17 protein-coding genes are annotated in these 17,924 nt (G+C 46.3%); 11 read left to right on the top strand and 6 right to left on the bottom strand.

Annotated elements, in window-relative coordinates; genetic code table 11:
* The first annotated feature begins 267 nt into the window (after window positions 1-267).
* The 4 genes from L4174_RS04835 to L4174_RS04850 all read left to right on the top strand — a co-directional run bounded on the left by L4174_RS04835 (window position 268) and on the right by L4174_RS04850 (window position 3,821).
* Complete coding sequence (locus L4174_RS04835) at window positions 268-1,182, top strand: alpha/beta hydrolase (RefSeq protein WP_248143733.1); 915 nt, start codon at window positions 268-270, stop codon at window positions 1,180-1,182.
* A gap of 60 nt (window positions 1,183-1,242) precedes the next feature.
* Window positions 1,243-2,181, top strand: a complete 939-nt coding sequence (locus L4174_RS04840; protein WP_248143843.1) for an alpha/beta hydrolase — start codon at window positions 1,243-1,245, stop codon at window positions 2,179-2,181.
* 97 nt (window positions 2,182-2,278) lie between these two features.
* Window positions 2,279-2,944 carry a flavodoxin gene (locus L4174_RS04845; RefSeq protein ID WP_248143844.1) on the top strand — a complete coding sequence of 222 codons (666 nt, stop codon included), beginning with the start codon at window positions 2,279-2,281 and terminating at the stop codon, window positions 2,942-2,944.
* Window positions 2,931-3,821 carry an AraC family transcriptional regulator gene (locus L4174_RS04850; protein WP_248143734.1) on the top strand — a complete coding sequence of 297 codons (891 nt, stop codon included), beginning with the start codon at window positions 2,931-2,933 and terminating at the stop codon, window positions 3,819-3,821. The genes L4174_RS04845 and L4174_RS04850 overlap by 14 nt, the downstream gene beginning before the upstream one ends.
* 451 nt (window positions 3,822-4,272) lie before the next feature.
* Here L4174_RS04850 and L4174_RS04855 read toward each other — a convergent pair whose 3' ends face one another.
* Entirely contained in the window at window positions 4,273-5,178 is a 906-nt protein-coding gene (locus L4174_RS04855) for a LysR family transcriptional regulator (protein ID WP_248143735.1), read from the bottom strand.
* Window positions 5,179-5,443: 265 nt separating this feature from the next.
* Here L4174_RS04855 and L4174_RS04860 point away from each other — a divergent pair, with 265 nt between their 5' ends.
* From L4174_RS04860 to L4174_RS04875, 6 genes are all read left to right on the top strand, one after another.
* Window positions 5,444-6,352 carry an alpha/beta hydrolase gene (locus L4174_RS04860; RefSeq protein WP_248143845.1) on the top strand — a complete coding sequence of 303 codons (909 nt, stop codon included), beginning with the start codon at window positions 5,444-5,446 and terminating at the stop codon, window positions 6,350-6,352.
* Between the two features lie 347 nt (window positions 6,353-6,699).
* Window positions 6,700-6,909, top strand: coding sequence for an NAD(P)H-binding protein (locus L4174_RS24115; protein ID WP_371929393.1), 210 nt, complete (start codon window positions 6,700-6,702; stop codon window positions 6,907-6,909).
* A 50-nt stretch (window positions 6,910-6,959) separates the two neighbouring features.
* Window positions 6,960-7,625 (top strand): NAD-dependent epimerase/dehydratase family protein, encoded by a 666-nt coding sequence (locus L4174_RS04865; RefSeq protein ID WP_248143736.1) that lies wholly within the window; start codon window positions 6,960-6,962, stop codon window positions 7,623-7,625.
* A gap of 10 nt (window positions 7,626-7,635) precedes the next feature.
* A complete protein-coding gene (locus tag L4174_RS24080; RefSeq protein WP_305885155.1) occupies window positions 7,636-8,172 on the top strand; it encodes an alcohol dehydrogenase catalytic domain-containing protein in 537 nt (178 codons plus the stop codon).
* 20 nt (window positions 8,173-8,192) lie between these two features.
* Window positions 8,193-8,687 carry a zinc-binding dehydrogenase gene (locus L4174_RS24085; protein ID WP_305885156.1) on the top strand — a complete coding sequence of 165 codons (495 nt, stop codon included), beginning with the start codon at window positions 8,193-8,195 and terminating at the stop codon, window positions 8,685-8,687.
* 203 nt (window positions 8,688-8,890) lie between these two features.
* A complete protein-coding gene (locus L4174_RS04875) occupies window positions 8,891-9,169 on the top strand; it encodes a hypothetical protein (protein WP_248143737.1) in 279 nt (92 codons plus the stop codon).
* Window positions 9,170-9,440: 271 nt separating this feature from the next.
* Here L4174_RS04875 and L4174_RS04880 read toward each other — a convergent pair whose 3' ends face one another.
* Genes L4174_RS04880 through L4174_RS04895 form a run of 4 tightly spaced genes read right to left on the bottom strand, consistent with a single transcriptional unit; the run spans window position 9,441 to window position 15,502 of the window.
* Window positions 9,441-11,438: a biotin carboxylase N-terminal domain-containing protein gene (locus tag L4174_RS04880; RefSeq protein ID WP_248143738.1), complete on the bottom strand. Its 1,998-nt coding sequence runs from the start codon at window positions 11,436-11,438 to the stop codon at window positions 9,441-9,443.
* Window positions 11,439-11,440: 2 nt separating this feature from the next.
* Window positions 11,441-13,045, bottom strand: coding sequence for a carboxyl transferase domain-containing protein (locus L4174_RS04885; protein ID WP_248143740.1), 1,605 nt, complete (start codon window positions 13,043-13,045; stop codon window positions 11,441-11,443).
* Complete coding sequence (locus L4174_RS04890; protein WP_248143741.1) at window positions 13,033-14,226, bottom strand: MFS transporter; 1,194 nt, start codon at window positions 14,224-14,226, stop codon at window positions 13,033-13,035. The genes L4174_RS04885 and L4174_RS04890 overlap by 13 nt, the downstream gene beginning before the upstream one ends.
* Before the next feature lies 1 nt (window position 14,227).
* On the bottom strand, window positions 14,228-15,502 hold the full coding sequence (locus tag L4174_RS04895; protein WP_248143742.1) for an aminotransferase class I/II-fold pyridoxal phosphate-dependent enzyme: 1,275 nt from the start codon (window positions 15,500-15,502) through the stop codon (window positions 14,228-14,230).
* A 102-nt stretch (window positions 15,503-15,604) separates the two neighbouring features.
* Between L4174_RS04895 and L4174_RS04900 the strand changes: the two genes are divergently transcribed.
* Window positions 15,605-16,492: a LysR substrate-binding domain-containing protein gene (locus tag L4174_RS04900; protein ID WP_248143743.1), complete on the top strand. Its 888-nt coding sequence runs from the start codon at window positions 15,605-15,607 to the stop codon at window positions 16,490-16,492.
* Window positions 16,493-16,572: 80 nt separating this feature from the next.
* Here the strand turns inward: L4174_RS04900 and L4174_RS04905 are convergent, their stop codons facing one another.
* Entirely contained in the window at window positions 16,573-17,715 is a 1,143-nt protein-coding gene (locus L4174_RS04905) for an MFS transporter (RefSeq protein ID WP_248143744.1), read from the bottom strand.
* Between the last annotated feature and the right edge of the window lie 209 nt (window positions 17,716-17,924).

Below are 17,924 nucleotides of genomic sequence, written 5' to 3' on the forward strand. Positions count from 1 at the left end.
GAATTGCACAGAGGAGATAGTTTGAGCTTGAAATAATAACTCATACTTATCAATGCTTTATGATTTCTCTGTGCTGGGAGTTACTTAAGAAAGATTTCATGCTTCGTTATTTCAGGCATAAAAGGCAAATCAGGCAAATAGCTCGTCATTTTAGGCAAACATACCAACTGTCACCTACCTATACTAGTCCTATGTCAGGAGCTGACTTCAATCCCTGGTACATCAATTCCTCCTGATAATGACGAACGCTAGTTAGGAGCAATCCAAATGAACAAAGTCTACTTCCCAAACACAAACGGTCTGGATATTACGCTAGCCGGACTGATTAACTTCCCTGCAAACTTTGACGAAAAAAAACGCTACCCAGCGATTGTTGTTTCGCACCCTGGTGGCGGTGTCAAAGAACAAACAGCAGGTACGTATGCTAAAAAGCTGTCAGAACAAGGCTTTATAGCCATTGCGTATGATGCTTCTTATCAAGGTGAAAGTACGGGGAATCCTCGTCAACTGGAAAACCCTCATGTACGTACAGAAGACGTAAGTGCGGTTATTGATTACCTAACGACTCTGGATTACGTCGATAACGATCGCATTGGTGCGATGGGAATCTGTGCCGGTGCTGGTTATTCCGCCAACGCAGCGATTAATGATCGTCGTATTAAGGCTGTTGGTACCGTGAGCATGGTTAACATTGGCCAAATGTTCCGAAACGGTTGGGACAATAATGTCAAAGACAGCGACGCCATTCCTTATCTTGAAGCTGGTTCTGGTGCGAGAACCGCAGATGCGAGTGGTACCGAGCCTGCGACAATGCCAATGGCTCCAATGAAAGAAGAAGATGCACCCAATGAAGAACTACGTCAGGCCTGGGAGTATTACCATACCGACCGTGCGGCCTATTGTACTGCGCCTGGTTTCGCGACCGCTCGTAGTCTGACCCAAATCATTGCCTATGATGCGTTCTTTAAATCAGAAGCTTTTTTAACTCAGCCTCTGCTGACGGTTGTTGGTAGCAATGCAGGCAGTAAATGGATGAGTGATGACCTGATGGCTCGTGCCGCGAGCAATGATAAACAAATGTATATTGTTGACGGAGCGAACCACATGGATCTTTACGACGGAGAGTCTCCGATTGCTGAAGCAATCAGTGTGCTGGCACCATTCTTTCAGCGCACGCTGTAACCACAAGCCAATCAATTATGAAGGCTCAATGTCATGAGCCTTCATGTCAGGAGTTGAATGATGAACATCAAAAAAGTGACCTTCCGGAATGCTGATATGGCCTGGGATATGGCTGCGTTAGTACTGCTTCCGGACGGTTTCGATGAATCAAAACGTTATCCGACCATGATCAGTGTCCACCCATTTGGGAGCTGTAAAGAGCAAACATCCAGTGATGTATATGGCAAAGCTCTGGCGGAGTTGGGTTATGTCGTCATCGCCTTTGACGCCAGTTTCCAAGGAGAATCAGGTGGTTTGCCTCGTTACGTGGAAGACCCAACTCAGCGAGTTGAGGACATCAGCCGCGTGATCGATTACGCGGTGACATTACCTTATGTCGATGAAACCCGAATCGGTGGATTGGGGATCTGTGGCGGTGGTGGTTATATTCTAAACTCGGCACTGACAGAAAAACGTTTAAAAGCCGTGGTTGGTATTACGCCAGTTAACGTTGGACGTTTGTTCCGTGAAGGGTTTAGTTTGTATAACCCAATCGGCGCTCTTGAAGCCATGGCGGCGCAACGCACTGTAGAAGCCCGTGGCGCTGAGTTGCAAGTGAATGAACTTTTACCGCCAAGCCTTGAATTTGCCAAAGAAAATGGTTTGACTGAACGCGATGTTTTTGAAGCAACTGATTACTATAAAACACCGCGAGGCCAGGCTGAAGGTGGCGCAACACGTATGTTGTTCTCTCATGCACAAAAAACGTTAAGTTGGGATGCATTCGCTTTTGCGGAAACCTTGTTGACGCAACCAATGATGGCAGTGGTTGGGCAGAAAGTTGGGGCGTTCGGAGCATTTCGTGATGGGCAGGAGATCTATGGCAGAGCCGTAGCGTCGAAAGATCGCAAACTGGTCGATCTGGAGAACTGGTCACATTACGAACTGTATGACCACCCTGAAGCGGTGGGACAGGCGATGGATAAAGTGGCGCCGTTCCTGGCTGAATATCTCAAATAAATGACCCAAATGCGTTCTTCGAATGTTCGAGGAACGCATGATTTTCATTGGTCGCAATCAAACGATTGTTCTTTTTAATACTCATGGGATGGCAGCTATGGTTCGCTGGATAATGGTTCTCCTGTTTGCTCTGGCCATCTTGTTGTTTGTTGTGGCCTTTGTGGTTACGCGTATTGAGAATTCGCAATATGCTGAAAACAAGTCGTATAAGGATAAGTGGTCTGGGGCGGAACTACGAGAAACAACGACGGCGATCGTCGTATTTTCGCGCTCTGGGAATACCGGGGTACTGGCAGATCATATTGCGAATAAAACCGGTGGCGATGTCTATGAGATTCTGGCTGAAAAATACCAGCTTGGGATTCCTGGTTTAATCAGCGCATTAAATGACGCGAGGAGCGATGTTGCCGAAATTACACCGGCTCAGATCGATCTTACCCAATATGACATCGTGTATTTGGGCTCGCCTATCTGGTTGTACAGCCCGGCAACTCCCTTATGGCAATTCGTTAAAAATAATGATTTTACTAGCAAACATGTAGTTCTTTTCAATACGTTTAACAGTAAATTCGAGCAACATTTTATCGATGAATTTGAAGCGCTAGTGCGCTCAAAAGGGGCGATCAGTTTCACTCATCAATACGTAAAACGTGGACGAATGGGGGGACAGATTTCATCGCAGGAACTAACCCAACGGTTCGATGAAAAATACGATAATGAAAGTGTAAGCGAAATAGTGGGTGATAGTGATGAACAACAGTAAGGCAAGTCAGATTCTGGTGGAGCAAGTGCAAACGTATAGCAGTAATGAAGGTAGCTATACGACGGAAATACCGGGATTAGAAGTTCATATCCGAAATACCCCCACTGCGCCATTGCATTGTATTTATAGCCTCGGATTCTCGCTAATCCTGCAAGGCAGTAAGAAATTGGCGATTGATGACATGCAAGTGCCCGTGGAAGCTGGTCAATCGATGCTGACGACATTTGATACTCCAATTATCTCACATGTCACTGAGGCGACGCGGCAGCAGCCTTTCCTGGCGATCGTGTTAAAACTGGATTACGACCTGATCATGCAGACGTGTGCGGAGCTGAAACTCGAAAAGCCAGACTGTAACTTTGATTACCAACCTATTTCCATACAGAAAATGGACGATGGGATATACCGAACAATGAGCCGTCTTTTGGAGTTAGAGCAAGAACCGGAGTATCTTCACAGCTTAATTCCGTTGATTAAAAAGGAACTCATTATTAGGCTGTTGCATGGGCCAAATGGTGTGCAATTGCGTCATATTGCCTCAGTGGGTTCTCCCAGCAATCACATACTTAAAATTGTGACCTGGATGAAGAAAAACTTCACCCAGACAGTGGGGATGAATGAGTTGGCAGGTCAGGCACATATGAGCGCCTCTAGCTTTAGATTGCATTTCAAAGCATTAACCGGAAGCAGCCCGCTGCAATACATGAAAAACCTGAGGCTGCAGGAAGCGCGAGAACAGATGCTGTTAAATGGTCTGGATGCGAATCAGGCAAGCAAACTGGTTGGTTATGAAAGTGCATCCCAATTTAGCCGCGAATACAGCCGTTTGTTTGGTCTTCCACCCCAAAAAGACATACAGCGTCTGCGTCAAAATTAGAAGTTTGAAAAACGCCGAAAAGAACGAACATTAATATTTGTCTGTAGTTTCGACTCTTTCAATACGTGTTGAGAATATCCACAGAGATGAGAATTCTGACAGTCTGAAAGAAAAAATCTTACGCACGCTGGAACAGATGTTAAGCGAAGGGAAGGTTATGTCACCTTATGCTTCATATCTATGTCAGCTGATGGTGAAAGCAACAGCGTTTGTAGTTTGTACGATAAGCCGATAGATCTTCCTCCGTTCCCGACATCATTTGCAGTATAAGCTGACATAGTCACTTCATTACGTAAATCAATGACATTTCAGTCCTGAAGCGCACTTCTGCGTGTTGTTTGTCTCAGCTTAGATTTGCCCCATTCCGTGCTAGAAACATCTAACTATCATTTCCCATTATTATGTTTTGACTTACGTTTATTATGCAATGAAGTGTCTACCTGATGGTGTTTCACCAGAGATCTCTTTTCTCCTTTAGAAAATCAATAAGTATACGAGTTTTGGTTGGCATATTTTCACGTGATGGGACGTATAGGAAAAAACCAGTGAACGGCGAGCACCATTCATTTAGCACTCTGACTAATTTACCGCGCTCTATATGCTCTCGAACAGCAAAGTTTATATGCTGTATTAGCCCTATACCGTTTACCGCAGCTCTAATCATTCCTTCATCATCATTGGTAATAAGTTTGCCGTTAGGTTGAACCTCAAAATCTCCGCCATTCGGATCCGTAAATTCCCAGGAGTACAAAGAGTGGCTTGTTGAATTTCTAAAGCCTAAGCAGTTGTGATTAACGAGTTCAGATGGTTTGGTCGGGATGCCATATGTCTCAAAATACTGAGGTGAGCCTACTACCGCCATTTCCAACATCGGAGTAATAGGGATCGCTACGACATGCTCTGCCAGAGACTCCCCCAATCTTATGCCTGCATCGCACCCATCAGCGATTATATTGGCTAATCCGTCATCCATAATTAGCTCGATTTTTAACTTCGGATAACGGGTTAAAAATTCGGCTAGATGAGGCTCTAAAATGTACTTTGCTACGACTCTGGAAGTGTTGATCCTTAACAGTCCTGTAGGCTCGTCATTGATTTGACCTATGTTTCGCAGCGCATCCTCTATTGACCCAAGTGCTGGTTGCAGACTTTCATACAATAAACGCCCTTCTTCTGTAAGGGACATATCTCTGGTAGTTCTGTAGATCAACGTGACGCCTAATTTCTGTTCCAGAGTTTTTAGGTTTTGAGACAGGGCAGCCCTAGTAACCCTGAACTCTCTAGCCACTTTAGTAAAGCTTTGTAGCTGTGCAATGCGAACAAACCACAAAAGTGCTGGTAATAGTGATGGTTCCATATATTTCGCTCAATTGTTAAGTATTGCTTAATTCTGTGGTCATTATTATGCGCTTGTTGTATCCAAATAACAGAACTATATTTAACTCAGTTTCCGGTGACCTAAGCTTGACGAAAAGCTCCTAGAGTTGAAAAAGCCGTCTTATGAGATTCGTTTACGGAAATGAACCCAAAAGAGGTGATTTACAAAATAGTGGCAATAAATTTTGCCTGTGAATTTCCTTGTAAAACAGCTTTTTAATGAGGAATTTATTGTGAAAAGTGTAATGGTAAAAAACAAATACTGGGATATTGCTGCTGACATTTACTATCCGCCAGGCTTCCGTGAGGATATTAAGTATGCTGCAATCATCAGTGCTCATCCGATTGGTAGCTGTAAAGAGCAAACTTCGGGTGAAGTATACGGTGCGGCTTTGGCAGAAGCGGGATTTGTGGTCATCGCATTCGACGCAAGTTACCAAGGCGCAAGTGGCGGAGAGCCTCGCTATATCGAAGATCCAACACAACGAGTCGAAGACTTCAGAGTTGTTACTGATTACTTAGTGACACTGCCATATGTTGATGAAAACAGAATCGGTGTGTTGGGCATTTGTGGCGGCGGTGGTTACGCTATCAATGCTTCAATGACAGAGCGTCGTATTAAAGCAGTCGGTACCGTTACTGGTGCAAACTATGGCCGATTAATGAGAGAAGGTTTTAGCGGCTTTGACCCTATCAGTGCAATGGAAGCCATGTCAGCTCAACGTACCGCAGAGGTACGCGGTGAACAACTTCGAGTTGATGACTTATTGCCTCCATCTCCAGAAGAAGCAAAAAATCTAGGTCTCGTAGAAACGGATTTAATGGGCGCAACTGAATATTACCGTTCAGATCGTGGTCGCAAACCAAACGGCGTGAACCGTTCTCTGTTTTCTCATCAAGCTGCAGCGGTGGGCTGGGATGCATTCCACTTGGCTGAAGTCCTATTGACTCAACCTCTTATGGTTGTGGTCGGCGACAAAGTGGGTGCTTTTGGTGCATACCGTGACGGCTGTGAAATCATCGGTCGAGCGGCGTCAAAGAATAAAGAGTTAGTGGAACTACAAGGCTGGTCTCACTATGACCTTTATGACAAACCTGAGCCAGTACGTATGGCGCTAGAAAAGCTGATCCCGTTCTACAAAGAAAACCTATAGTTGAAAAGCAGCACTGTGTTATGAACACGCAGTGCTGCGAACAATAGTTTAGTCATCCATCCCTTTCTAAAAGGGGCTTCATTACCACCGCAGCGATTACTGGTGATTCGTTTCCAACTCAGAATCGATTTACAAATATCTTGTGTGCTGACTGTGGTTAACGTTGCATTAAAACACTGATGTTCAACAGTGACCATTGTCTTAATCCTCTCACTGGACAGCATGCCGTAGTTGATACAACTCACTCATAGATATCGCAGGTGTATGAAATGAAAAAAGTACTGATTTTGGGCGCTAACGGACAAATTGCAACTTGGGTTGTAAAAATGCTCGCGCAGCGATAAGACATTGAACAAACCCTCTTTGTTCGCGACCCAAGTAAGTTGAGCTTTACGCTTCCTGCAAATGCTCAATTAATTGTTGGAGATGCTTTAAACCCTAAAGGCTTGTATGAGGCGATAAAAGGCCATGACATTGTTTACGCTAACCTAAAACGTGGTCTCGCGAAAATATTGGCGTTAACAAGCCGAACACTGACGGTGATGTACCGGTATTAGATTGATTTTAATTGGTATTGTGTAATTAACGGTTTCTTTCTGGAGAAGATATGAAGCTAATAATATTTGGGGCTACTGGCATGGTGGGGCGAGCAACTCTCAGAGAATGCCTGAACGCACATGATGTGACAGAAGTTCTGGCAATTGGTCGAAGTAAATTAGAGGTTGAGCACCCTAAATTAGACAGTCTGATCCTCGACGATATGTTCAATTATGAAGGATTGACGAACAGACTTTCTCAATTTGATGCATGTTTATTCTGCTTAGGTACTTCAATTGGTAGCAGTACTGAAGAGAAGTATTTAAACCTGAATCAGACCTTGCCTTTGACAGTGGCTAAAGCGATGTCTGAGGCGAACCCTGATATGAGTTTTGTTTATATCTCCGGTAAGGGGACGGATTCAAGTGAAACGGGAAAAGTGGCTTGGGCACGCATAAAAGGAAAAACGGAAAACGACTTGCTGAAAATGCCCTTTAAAGCCGTTTACTTGCTTAGACCAGCGTTGATCATTCCGATGAACGGAGAAGAGTCTCAGGAAACCACATATCGACTACTGTATCGTTACACCGGCTGGTTAATGCGTTTAGTGCGAGGCGCTTTCCCATCGATGATCACCGACAGTGAAAAAGTAGGAACCGCTATTTTGAACTTACTGAGACGAGGGGAAAGTTCAGTGGTGGTTGAGAACCAAGATATAAATATCATCGCCAAATAGGTAGTAAACAATGAATTCAAAAGTTAAGGGATATGCCGCGCACTCACCTGAGTCAGATCTGGTACCGTACTCGTTTGAGCGTCGAGAGATTCGGGCTGATGATGTTGAAATTGACATTTTATACTGCGGTATCTGCCATACGGACATTCATCATGTGCGCAGTGATTGGGGAAAGGAAGAATACCCAATGGTACCCGGCCATGAAATTATCGGTCGGGCGAAACGAGTAGGTAAGAACGTCACAAAATTCAAAGTCGGGCAGGCTGTTGGTGTAGGTTGCTTGGTGGACTCTTGCCAAGCATGTTCATCGTGTTCACATCACCAAGAACAGTACTGTGATAACCTAGTCACCACTTATGGAGGGCGTGACCGTTTTGATGGCTCAATAACCTACGGCGGCTATTCTGAAAGAATTGTTGTCTCAGAAAACTTTGTACTGGATATCCCTGAAAACCTCAATTTAGCTGGCACTGCCCCTTTGCTTTGCGCGGGCATCACGGTTTATTCACCGTTACGACGTTGGAAGATTAGAGAGGGAAAAAAGTAGCAATCGTTGGACTGGGTGGATTGGGTCATATAGCGATCAAGCTGGCAAAAGCAATGGGTGCAGAAGTAACGTTGTTTAGCCGTTCAAAAGGTAAAGAAGAAGATGCTTATCGCCTTGGTGCAGATAACGTTGTTATCTCCATTGATGACGCTCAGATGCAAACTGTGAAAAGTACATTTGACCTGATTATTGACACCGTTCCTTACAATCACGATGTCAATCCATATATCAACACGCTAGCGCCAGACGGCGCATTGGTTCTGGTTGGTTATTTTGGTCCGTTAGAGCCAGCGGTTCAATCCGGTCCATTAATTGCCCGTGGAAAGAGTTTGACTGGTTCTCTTATTGGTGGCCTAGAAGAAACTCAACAAATGCTCGATTTTTGTGGGGAGCATAATATCGTTGCAGATATTGAGATGATTAACATCCAAGATATAAATGAAGCGTTTTCAAGACTATTAAAAGCAGACGTAAAATATAGGTTTGTAATTGATATGGATTCTTTGAATAGCTAGTCCCTTAATTGCTTAGGATTATTAGGCCTAGACTTGGTTCGACATAGAAAAGCCGTTGTTCATTGTTAACCTGAGAAGGGCGCAAGTAATCGGGCAGTAGGTTTGTTGAATCAATGGCTAACTCAATAGATAAATTCTGCGCTTAATCATAAATTTTATAGAAATGTTTAAGGTTTTAAGATACTTATTCTAATCTATCGTGCTTGTGTTTTGTTGCTGCGGCGATTGAAGCGCCTCAGGAAGAGGAAGGGGAGCAGGTTAAAGCAGCTGTATCACACGTGTTCAGTCACTGGCAGTCACTGATTGCGAATCACCTGATCGCTCACGGCCATTCAGCTTCATCGGCACAAACAAGTGCGTTGAGTATTATCGCGAGCATTGAAGGGGCCGTGGTGCTGTGCCGAGCACATCAAAGTATTTATCCGTTGGATGCTATTTTAGAATGCCTGCCTAAAATGGTGGAGTGTCGTTCGGCATCGTAATTGTGTATTGAAAAAATCGCATTGGGCAGCTGTGCTTTCCGGCTTCATTGGTTGTCTTGATAAGCACAAGATGAGATGTCCCCTGAAATTCAAACGTGCAAATGTTTAGAGCTGCATCTCCTTCTCATGCCTATTATGCGCAAAGTTAGTTTTGTTATTTTTCGAGCCAATTTGATTACCTTGCAGCGCTGTCGCTGGACCAATCAATAAAATCAACGAAACCATGGGGAAAATGGCTTGAACTGCCGTTCAAGCCATATGAGCTCAGAAATCACGCCTTGGATTCGGAGGGGATATCATTGATTTTCAGCAAGGTATCACCTTTGTTTACGATGTCTCCGGTGAGGGCGTTGAGGTGGGAAACCGTCCCTGATTTTTGCGCAAAAATGGTCGTTTCCATTTTCATCGCTTCGATAATGATCAGGGGCTGGCCAAACTTAACGTGTTGCTCATTTTCGACGAGAACCGCGACAATGACGCCTGATATATCTGACTTCGCGGTGTCGGTTTGGCTGGATTGAGAGCCAAACTGATTCGACGCAGGTGTGACTGTGAAAAAAGCCCCTTCAATTTGAATCAGGTAGCGTCCCGCTTCGATCATGGCTTGCCATACGATGGCGCCGACAGTGCCTGACAACAGGTGATCGTTGCGTGAATGCTCGTGGGAACAACGGACACTGAACTCTTCTTCCTCCACAGTAATCACAGACTTATTTGCACTGGCGGAGATCACACAGGGTTGATACGGCGTGTTTTCGACGTCAAAGTGCAGTTTGCCGACGTGTGCTTCACCCAGCTGACGTGGTAATGCAGCCCCGGCGCGGGCGACCCATGGCGTCTGGGTGATATGTTTCAGCGAGTTGCTGAGCTGGAGGCAGGAAGCAACCGCAACCGCAGAGCGGATCAGCATTCCATCGGCCTGACTGTCTAAAAATGCTGAGGTGAAACACCGGTCCGTTAAATCGGTACTGATGTCATTTTTCACAAAGTCCGGATGGGAAAGAATAAAACGCAAAAAGTCAGTATTCGATTTGACACCCAGAATGCTCGTGTGTGCGAGGGCAGCTAACAGCTTGCGTCTTGCTGCGTTTCGATTGGCGCCATAACTGATGATTTTGCCAAACATGGGGTCATAGTAGCTGGAAATCGTGCCCGTTTGAGAAAATGCATGGTCTACCCGCACCTGACCCGGCCATTGCACATTGAAAACCCTGCCTGGATCGGGCTTGAAATCCTGATAAGGATCTTCAGCATAGATCCTCGCCTGAATCGCGTGTCCATGGACACAGACATCTTCTTGTTTCAGCGCTAACGGCTGATTCGCGGCGATACTGATTTGCAGTTCGACCAAATCAATCCCCGTGATCTCTTCAGTGACCGTGTGTTCGACCTGAAGACGGGTGTTCATTTCCATGAAGTAGAATTGATCCTGATCGACGATAAACTCGACCGTCCCCACATTACTATAGCCGGCGTTCTTAACGGCATTGACTGCGGCATTGAGGTATTGATTGCGAACATGCTCACTCAAGTGGGTCACGGGTGCTTCTTCGATGATTTTCTGGTGGCGTCGCTGAATTGAGCATTCCCGGTCGAAGATATGAATGGCATTTCCAAAATGGTCACAGGCGACTTGGACTTCAATGTGCCGGGGTGACTCGACATATTTTTCAAGCAGTAAACGGTTATCACCAAACGCAGTCATCGCGACTCGAAGTGCTTCGTCAATGGCTTGATCAAGCGCGCCTGATTCATGCACGATGGTCATGCCTTTACCGCCGCCCCCCATCACCGGTTTGATGATCAGCGGATAACCGATACTCCGGGCGTCAGTGATCAATTGCGCTTTGTCAGACGTCCCCTGAAGAGAACCGGGCAACACAGGCAAACCCGCCCGAGCCATGATATCTTTCGCGATCGATTTATTGCCCATGAGGCCGATCATTTCGGAGGTCGGTCCGATCAGCGTGATGTTTTGATCTTCTATTGCCCGGGCAAATTCTGCATTTTCGGATAAAAAGCCATAGCCGGGGTGCACCGCATCGCATTCTGTGTCAATGGCGGCTTGGACGATTTTCTGTATATTCAGGTAGGTGTCCAGCGCCGCGCTGCCTTCCAGATGGACGCATTGCACGGCATGTTCCAGGTATTCACTTCCTTTGTCTTCATCGGAATACAGGCCGACATAAGCAATGCCCAGCTCCTGACAGGTTCGGGCAATTCTTTGTGCTATTTCACCCCTGTTTGCGATCAGAATTTTATTAAACATGGTTACATCCTAAATATACCAAAGTGAGTGTCTTCAACATCCTGTTGCTTACTCAGAGACAAACAGATTGCCAGCCATTCCCGGGTTTGTGCTGGTGAAATGACGGCATCAGCGTTCATTCTCGCACCGACATAGAGGGCCGAGCCTTGACGTTCGTACGTATCGATAATGGGTTGCATGAATCGCTGTTGTGCTGATTCATCCATCTCTTCACCCATGCGCTGGCGCTTTTCTTGTTCCATCATGAGCATCACTTTTGCAGCTTGAACCCCGCCGACAACCGAGGTCTTCGCGTTTGGCCACATGGCCATAAAATCAGGCTCCATGGTGCGCCCGCACATCGCTAAATTACCGGCACCATAACTGCCGCCGATCACCAGGCTGATTGTTGGCACCCGCAGGCAAGAAATAGCGTTGACCATTTTAGCACCGTGCTTGGCAATGCCGCCGGCCTCATATTCTTTGCCGACCATAAACCCATTGATATTGTGGATAAAAATAATGGGTAAATTGCGTTTGGCGCAGATGGCCATAAAGTTCGTGGCTTTGATGGCACTTTCAGAGAACAGCACACCGTCATTGATAATGATGCCGGCAGCATAGCCACCAATATGACCGGTGCCACAAATGATGCTTTTACCAAAATTGGCTTTGTATTCGATGAGCTCGCTGCCATCCAGTAGCCTTGCCAGAATTTCCCGGGCTAAAATCGGCTTTTTGGGATCCCGGCTGATGAGATAAGGGATTTCCTCGAGCGAATACGCGCTGTCACGGGGTTCAATGTCCGGGCCGCAATCCGGCTCATTGTGGTGGCATCTGCTGACGAGATCTCTGACCAGGTGGAGTGCGTGCGTTTCGTCTTCTGCAAAGTGATCCGCGACTCCGCTGACTTCAGTATGCAGATGCGCGCCGCCGAGGGATTGAGCATCGACTTCGACACCGGTTGCAGCTTTCACGAGCTGTGGACCACCGAGAAAGATCGTCCCGTTTTCTTTCGTGATAATGGTTTCATCGCACATGGCTGGGATGTAAGCCCCACCTGCGGTACAGGAACCCAGCACGGCAGAGATTTGAGCGATGCCCAGGCTAGACATCTCAGCAATGTTTTTGAAGATTTTGCCAAAGTGGTGTTCACCCGGGAACAAATCGTCCTGAAGCGGCAGGAAAACACCTCCCGAGTCAACCAGATAGATGCAGGGCAATTTATGCTTTCGGGCGATATGCTGCATTCTCAGGTGTTTTTTCAAGGTCACCGGATAGTAAGTACCGCCTTTCACCGCAGAGTCGTTGGCAAAAATTGCGCATTTACGACCGTTGATGACTCCGACGCCAGTGACAATCGCAGCGCTGGGAAGCGGTTGATCGTAAACCATGTATCCGGCGATTTGCCCCACTTCAAAAAACGTCGTACCGGCATCAATTAACTGGGCGATACGCTCACGGGGAGAGAGCTTTCCCCGGGATTTTTGCTTGGCGCGGCTGGGAATATCATAAGCGAGCGCTTCACTTTGGGCTTCGTAAAAACCCGCTAAAATGGCGTTGTAATTGTCAAAGTTGACGTTTGCTTCTTCAGACTTGAGGTCCAGTGTGGAAATTAGTTTAGACATGCTGTTTGCTCTTTTCTTGTGAACCCCAGGGTGAAAATGACAACCCCCATAATCGCGACCCAATACGTCCAGCTGTGGCTGTGACCTGCGCCAACCGCCAAGGCTGCGGCAACCCCTGCCATGGATTGCTGCAAGAAACCACACAGGGCAATACTGTGTGCGCCGCTGTGAGCAGAATTGCTTGCCGCCAGAGACATACTGTTCGGAAAAATCACAGCCTGGCCAAAGATAATCAGCAGATACAAAGCGATGTAGCTACCGACAAGGATCTGGCCTGGTATTGATTCACTGAACAGCCAGATCGTCAGCATGAGCAGGGCGCCTGTCAGAAGGATGTATGCCCCTCGATTCATCAGCTGTTGGCTGCCGACTTTGGTGACATAGCGTTTGACATACAGAGATCCCAGGAAGTAAGTCACGCCAATCGCGAGGCCAAAGAAGCCAAACAGTTGACCAGAGAGTTGCAGGTCATGATCGAAAATAAATGGGCTGACTTCCTGTAATGTCACAATCGTGGCAAAACCCAGTCCCCCCTGGGTACAAGGGATGAGGAAGCCCCGGTCCTTCACAATCTGCATGTAACTCGCACTGGATTTTGGCTTCTGCTGGTCACTTTGGGCTGGGCCTTGAAGTTGCAGCTGAGTGATGGCGAGCAAAGAAAAAGCAGCGATGGATGACAAGATTAAAAATCCGATGCGCCAGTCGCTGTATTGGGTGAGCAATGAGCCGATAAACTGGCCGATGCCCAATGCAGCGATAAATGCCATCGATAATAAAGACAGCTTTTGCGTGAGCGCATCGCCATGCCAGTAGTCTCTCACGATAATCCGGGCAATGATCGCAGCGCCGCCAGCCCCAGCCCCTTGTATCACCCTGGCAATCAGTAAGCTTTCGAGAGACTGGGTAAAATAAAGAACGAGACTGGCCGTAATGAATACGATCAGCGCCATTGAGAGAGAACGTTTCCGGCCGTATTTTTCTGCAGCATGCCCCCAGTAAATCACGGGCAGCGCTGCACCAATCACAAAGAGTGAAATGGACAACTCAGCGGAGTGACGGCTGATCGCCAGTTCACCAGCGACTTGGGGTAAGGCCGGTAAATACAGGGTGGTGGCCATCTGTGCCATTAAAACTAACGTACAAGAGAGCAGTATGACGATTCGGTTACTTTGACTAAGCATGTTATGCCCCATATTTTTGCTTGAGCTGATTCAGTACCAGTGAAAACGCACGGATCTCTTCATCCTGCATGTTCGAGCGCAGCATAATTCTCAAGCCAGCTTTTCCGCGTGCAATCACCGGGAAAAAGATCGCAGATGTATAGAAGCCTGAGTCGAGTAAGCCACGGGCAATGTCGATGGTGGCTTGTTCGTCACCCAGCGAGACAAATCGAATCGGCAGGCCATCGCCACGTGCTTGTGTCTCGACCAGTTCATCAAACAAATCGACTTTGGCGGCTAATGTGTTTTGTAACTGATTGATCGTGCCGTCTAAGTGAAGTTCTGTGGAGGCAATAATGGCGCCAAGACCCGCCGTGTTGATGCGCTGGGACCAGGTGATTGGACCGCCATATCTCGCCAGTAAGTTTCTCACTTTATTGTCTGGGTTCTTGCGGAAGAAAACGGCGCCGCCAGAGGCTCCGAATCCTTTATTCAGAGAGGCAATGAGTATCGTCTTCTCGTTCAGTTCACCCGTCTCACTCAATACCATGCCTACGCCATTGTGGCCTTTTGTAGACAGGCCGTGGGCTTCATCAATCAGCAGAAACAGACCGTATTTGTCCTGTAATTCGAGCAGTGCTTTGATTGGGGCAGCTCCGCCAGTGCTGTAGATCGAATCTGCGACAAATGCGACTTGACGGTGCTGTTTACAGATATCTTCCAGTGCCTCGATATCGTTGTGATTAATTGTGATGATTTCCGTTTCATCTGCACAAATCGGCTTCATGTAGTTCAGGCAGAAGTGAGCATGCTTATCAAAAACCATGACTGGCGGGACGTTGTTGGTGAGTGCGCCTGATGCGAGTAATGGAAGTGTTGCCGCCGCGGCCGCTGCACAGGAGGGCAAAGTGAACACATCTGAGTTTGTTAGCTCACCTAACCGGGATTCTGCTTGATTCAATATCTCGTATTGCACTCTGATTCTTGATGTTGAAGAGTTGAGTGCGCCCGTGGACTGAATCCCCTGGATGGCACCTTCGAGGATTTTCGGGTGGCTATCCAGTCCAAGATAGGAGTAAGACGACATGTTGATGAAACGCTGTTGGCCGGGAACAGTTTTGTGAGCGCCGTTACCTAAATTTTCACTGATGATATTAGCGAGCCCATTATTGTTGGTGACATCCCAAAATCCATTACTGATGTCGATTGACTTTTTTATATTTGTATATTTATTCATAACCATTCCTTGTTGCTTTATTGTCAGGTTGTTCAGGCTTTTAAAATCAAAAAAACTCAATTGACGTAATTGTCAATTGAGTGGTAGTGAGTTTTATATTTTTGTGAATTTGTGTTAGCCTGACAAGCAATCTTTTCTTACCGGTGGTTAAGGTGATCTTAATTGAAACGCCACAATCTTCCCTTACAAGGATTACTTTATTTTTATAAATCAGCCTCTTTAGGAAGCTTTAAATCTGCAGCGCAAGATTTATTTGTATCTCCCGCGGCGGTCAGTCAACAAATCAGGCAACTCGAAACCAGTCTTGATACTTGCTTGTTTTACCGGAACCATCGAGGAATAGAGCTGACGCCTTGCGGAGAGAACCTGTACAAAGAAGTTAAGTTAGGGTTCAGTCACCTGCAAGCTGGTGTTGATGATCTGATTGATGATGAACATCCAAACAAGCTTGCGATATCTACCCCAAGCTCTTTCGCTCACCATTGGCTTATCCCGAGATTACAAGGATTTAGAGAGCAGTTTCCCGACATCAGTATACTTATCGAACCCACAAATCGTCTCGCGCTGCCCAGTGATTTAAGTATCGATTTGTGTGTGAGATTCGGCCAGGGTCAGTATCAGGGGATGCACAGTGAATGGTTAATGAAAGACTTAATCTATCCTGTCTGCCATCCTTACTATCAAGAAAAGCACGGTATTTATAGTATCGATGATTTGCATAAAGGGGCATTAATTGAAGATATATGGACGGATATGAGCTGGGAATTTTGGTTAAAATACAATGAAAAGAAACCGGTTAAACCCTCACTTTTATTTGATGGTTCTCTATTTGTTGTAGAAAGTGCTTTGGCCATGCAAGGGATTGGATTAATCAAGCATAGTTTAGCTCACAGATATATTCAGAATGGCACACTGGTTCGAATTGGAGAGCAAGCCATTGAACCCGATTCTTCTTATTTTATTTGTTTGCCGGAAAAGAACCTAAAGCGACCTAAGGTCAAGCTGTTCATTCAGTGGCTGAAAGAACAGGCAAAAGTCTATTCGTCCTGATTGCGATATATTGCTTTATTATCAGCACAATCTGACAGAGTCATTTCATTCTGCCGGTTCATCACTGCCGAGCAGGGCGTTTAAGCCGTTTGCGGCTCTGATTTCTCAGGAATCAAGATAAACAGAGCGGAAGAAACAACAAGCATCACGCCACAAATTGTCCAGCTGACTGAAATGCCGTAATACTCTGAGAGAAAACCGAAAAACAGGGATGCGATCACACCACCACTGGTGACCATACATGAACGGATGGACAGCATGGTTGAACGGACATGCTCTTCTGTGTTTTCGTGCAGCATGACACTTTCTGAATTATTGCCTGCAGTGAACAGGAAGAAAAATAGCAGGTAACACAAGGCAAAGCTGAACAGGTGTGTGGTATTGGCCAGGGCAATCAACGCAAGGCCAGCTGACGCTCGGGTCGTGAACATCAGGAACTTGTGTGAGCCTTTTAAATATCTGAGTAATCGGATCGACAGCAGTGATGCGCCGGCAGACATCAGAAAGTAAAGGGCGGAGAGAATACCAAATACCGTGACACCATAAGCCGTCCCCTGAATGAGCTCTGCCAGGTAAGGCTGCCAAAAGTTCTCTATGCAACTCAACACCATGCCAAACACCAGTGTTGTCTGCATCAGCCGATTGAGTACATGATGGCGAATAGATGTTTTGATGGCTTGCAAACTAGCCTGCAGAAAATCCGCGTTATTCTTTTTGGTTTGTGTTGTTTTCGCTTGTGATGTTTCAACTTGAGATGTTTTGAGGTGAATCTCAGAAGGAATCAATACCAGAGTCATCAAAATCAGGACCAGGTTGGAGAGAGCAACAATGACGATGTTCAGGTCATAAATACGGGTTGAATTGAAGAATGAACTGGCACTGCTATCGGGAAGCCATCCACCAATGAGTGAGCCTGTTGCCAGGCCGATCGTGACGAACACATTGATTATCGCTAACGCTGAATGAAAAGATTGATTGCCCTGTGTGTGTCGGAAGCTATCGTAGAACCACGCATCGAGCGTGCCAGAATAGACCGCGTTGGATGCTCCCAGCAGCGCAGCAGCAAACAGAATGAGGGGCAGGCTATCAGCGATAAAAAGTACAATACCCCCCAGGATATTCATGAGCAAAGAGAACAGGTAAGTCTTTCTGCGCCCATAAGTATCTGCGATGCCCCCCAGAGGTATCTCGAGAATCGCGGTACTGCCAATCCAGACAGCCATGACGAAACCAATATCAAATAAGCTCAGTCCTCTGACTGAAAGAGCAGCGCTATCACTGGAATCATAATTCCAGCAATCGTCCAGTGTAAGCTCTGCTGAATCCCGAAACGGATGGTCAGTTCTTTTTGGCTCATGATGACAGTTTCCTTCCCGTTGAATATCAGAAAAGAATCTCATGTTGACTCATTGTTTCAATTCTTTATTTTAAT

Origin of the sequence: Photobacterium sp. CCB-ST2H9, assembly GCF_023151555.2 — a bacterium.
Classification (GTDB): Bacteria; Pseudomonadota; Gammaproteobacteria; order Enterobacterales; family Vibrionaceae; genus Photobacterium.

Coding starts and splice junctions, on each gene's coding strand:
- L4174_RS04890 (WP_248143741.1), bottom strand. CDS start 14,226: ATGCTTAGTCAAAGTAACCGAATCGTCATACTGCTCTCTTGTACGTTA.
- L4174_RS04855 (WP_248143735.1), bottom strand. CDS start 5,178: ATGGAACCATCACTATTACCAGCACTTTTGTGGTTTGTTCGCATTGCA.
- L4174_RS04905 (WP_248143744.1), bottom strand. CDS start 17,715: ATGGCTGTCTGGATTGGCAGTACCGCGATTCTCGAGATACCTCTGGGG.
- L4174_RS04860 (WP_248143845.1), top strand. CDS start 5,444: ATGGTAAAAAACAAATACTGGGATATTGCTGCTGACATTTACTATCCG.
- L4174_RS04840 (WP_248143843.1), top strand. CDS start 1,243: ATGAACATCAAAAAAGTGACCTTCCGGAATGCTGATATGGCCTGGGAT.
- L4174_RS04835 (WP_248143733.1), top strand. CDS start 268: ATGAACAAAGTCTACTTCCCAAACACAAACGGTCTGGATATTACGCTA.
- L4174_RS04885 (WP_248143740.1), bottom strand. CDS start 13,045: ATGTCTAAACTAATTTCCACACTGGACCTCAAGTCTGAAGAAGCAAAC.
- L4174_RS04865 (WP_248143736.1), top strand. CDS start 6,960: ATGAAGCTAATAATATTTGGGGCTACTGGCATGGTGGGGCGAGCAACT.
- L4174_RS04845 (WP_248143844.1), top strand. CDS start 2,279: ATGGTTCGCTGGATAATGGTTCTCCTGTTTGCTCTGGCCATCTTGTTG.
- L4174_RS24080 (WP_305885155.1), top strand. CDS start 7,636: ATGAATTCAAAAGTTAAGGGATATGCCGCGCACTCACCTGAGTCAGAT.
- L4174_RS04850 (WP_248143734.1), top strand. CDS start 2,931: ATGAACAACAGTAAGGCAAGTCAGATTCTGGTGGAGCAAGTGCAAACG.
- L4174_RS04880 (WP_248143738.1), bottom strand. CDS start 11,438: ATGTTTAATAAAATTCTGATCGCAAACAGGGGTGAAATAGCACAAAGA.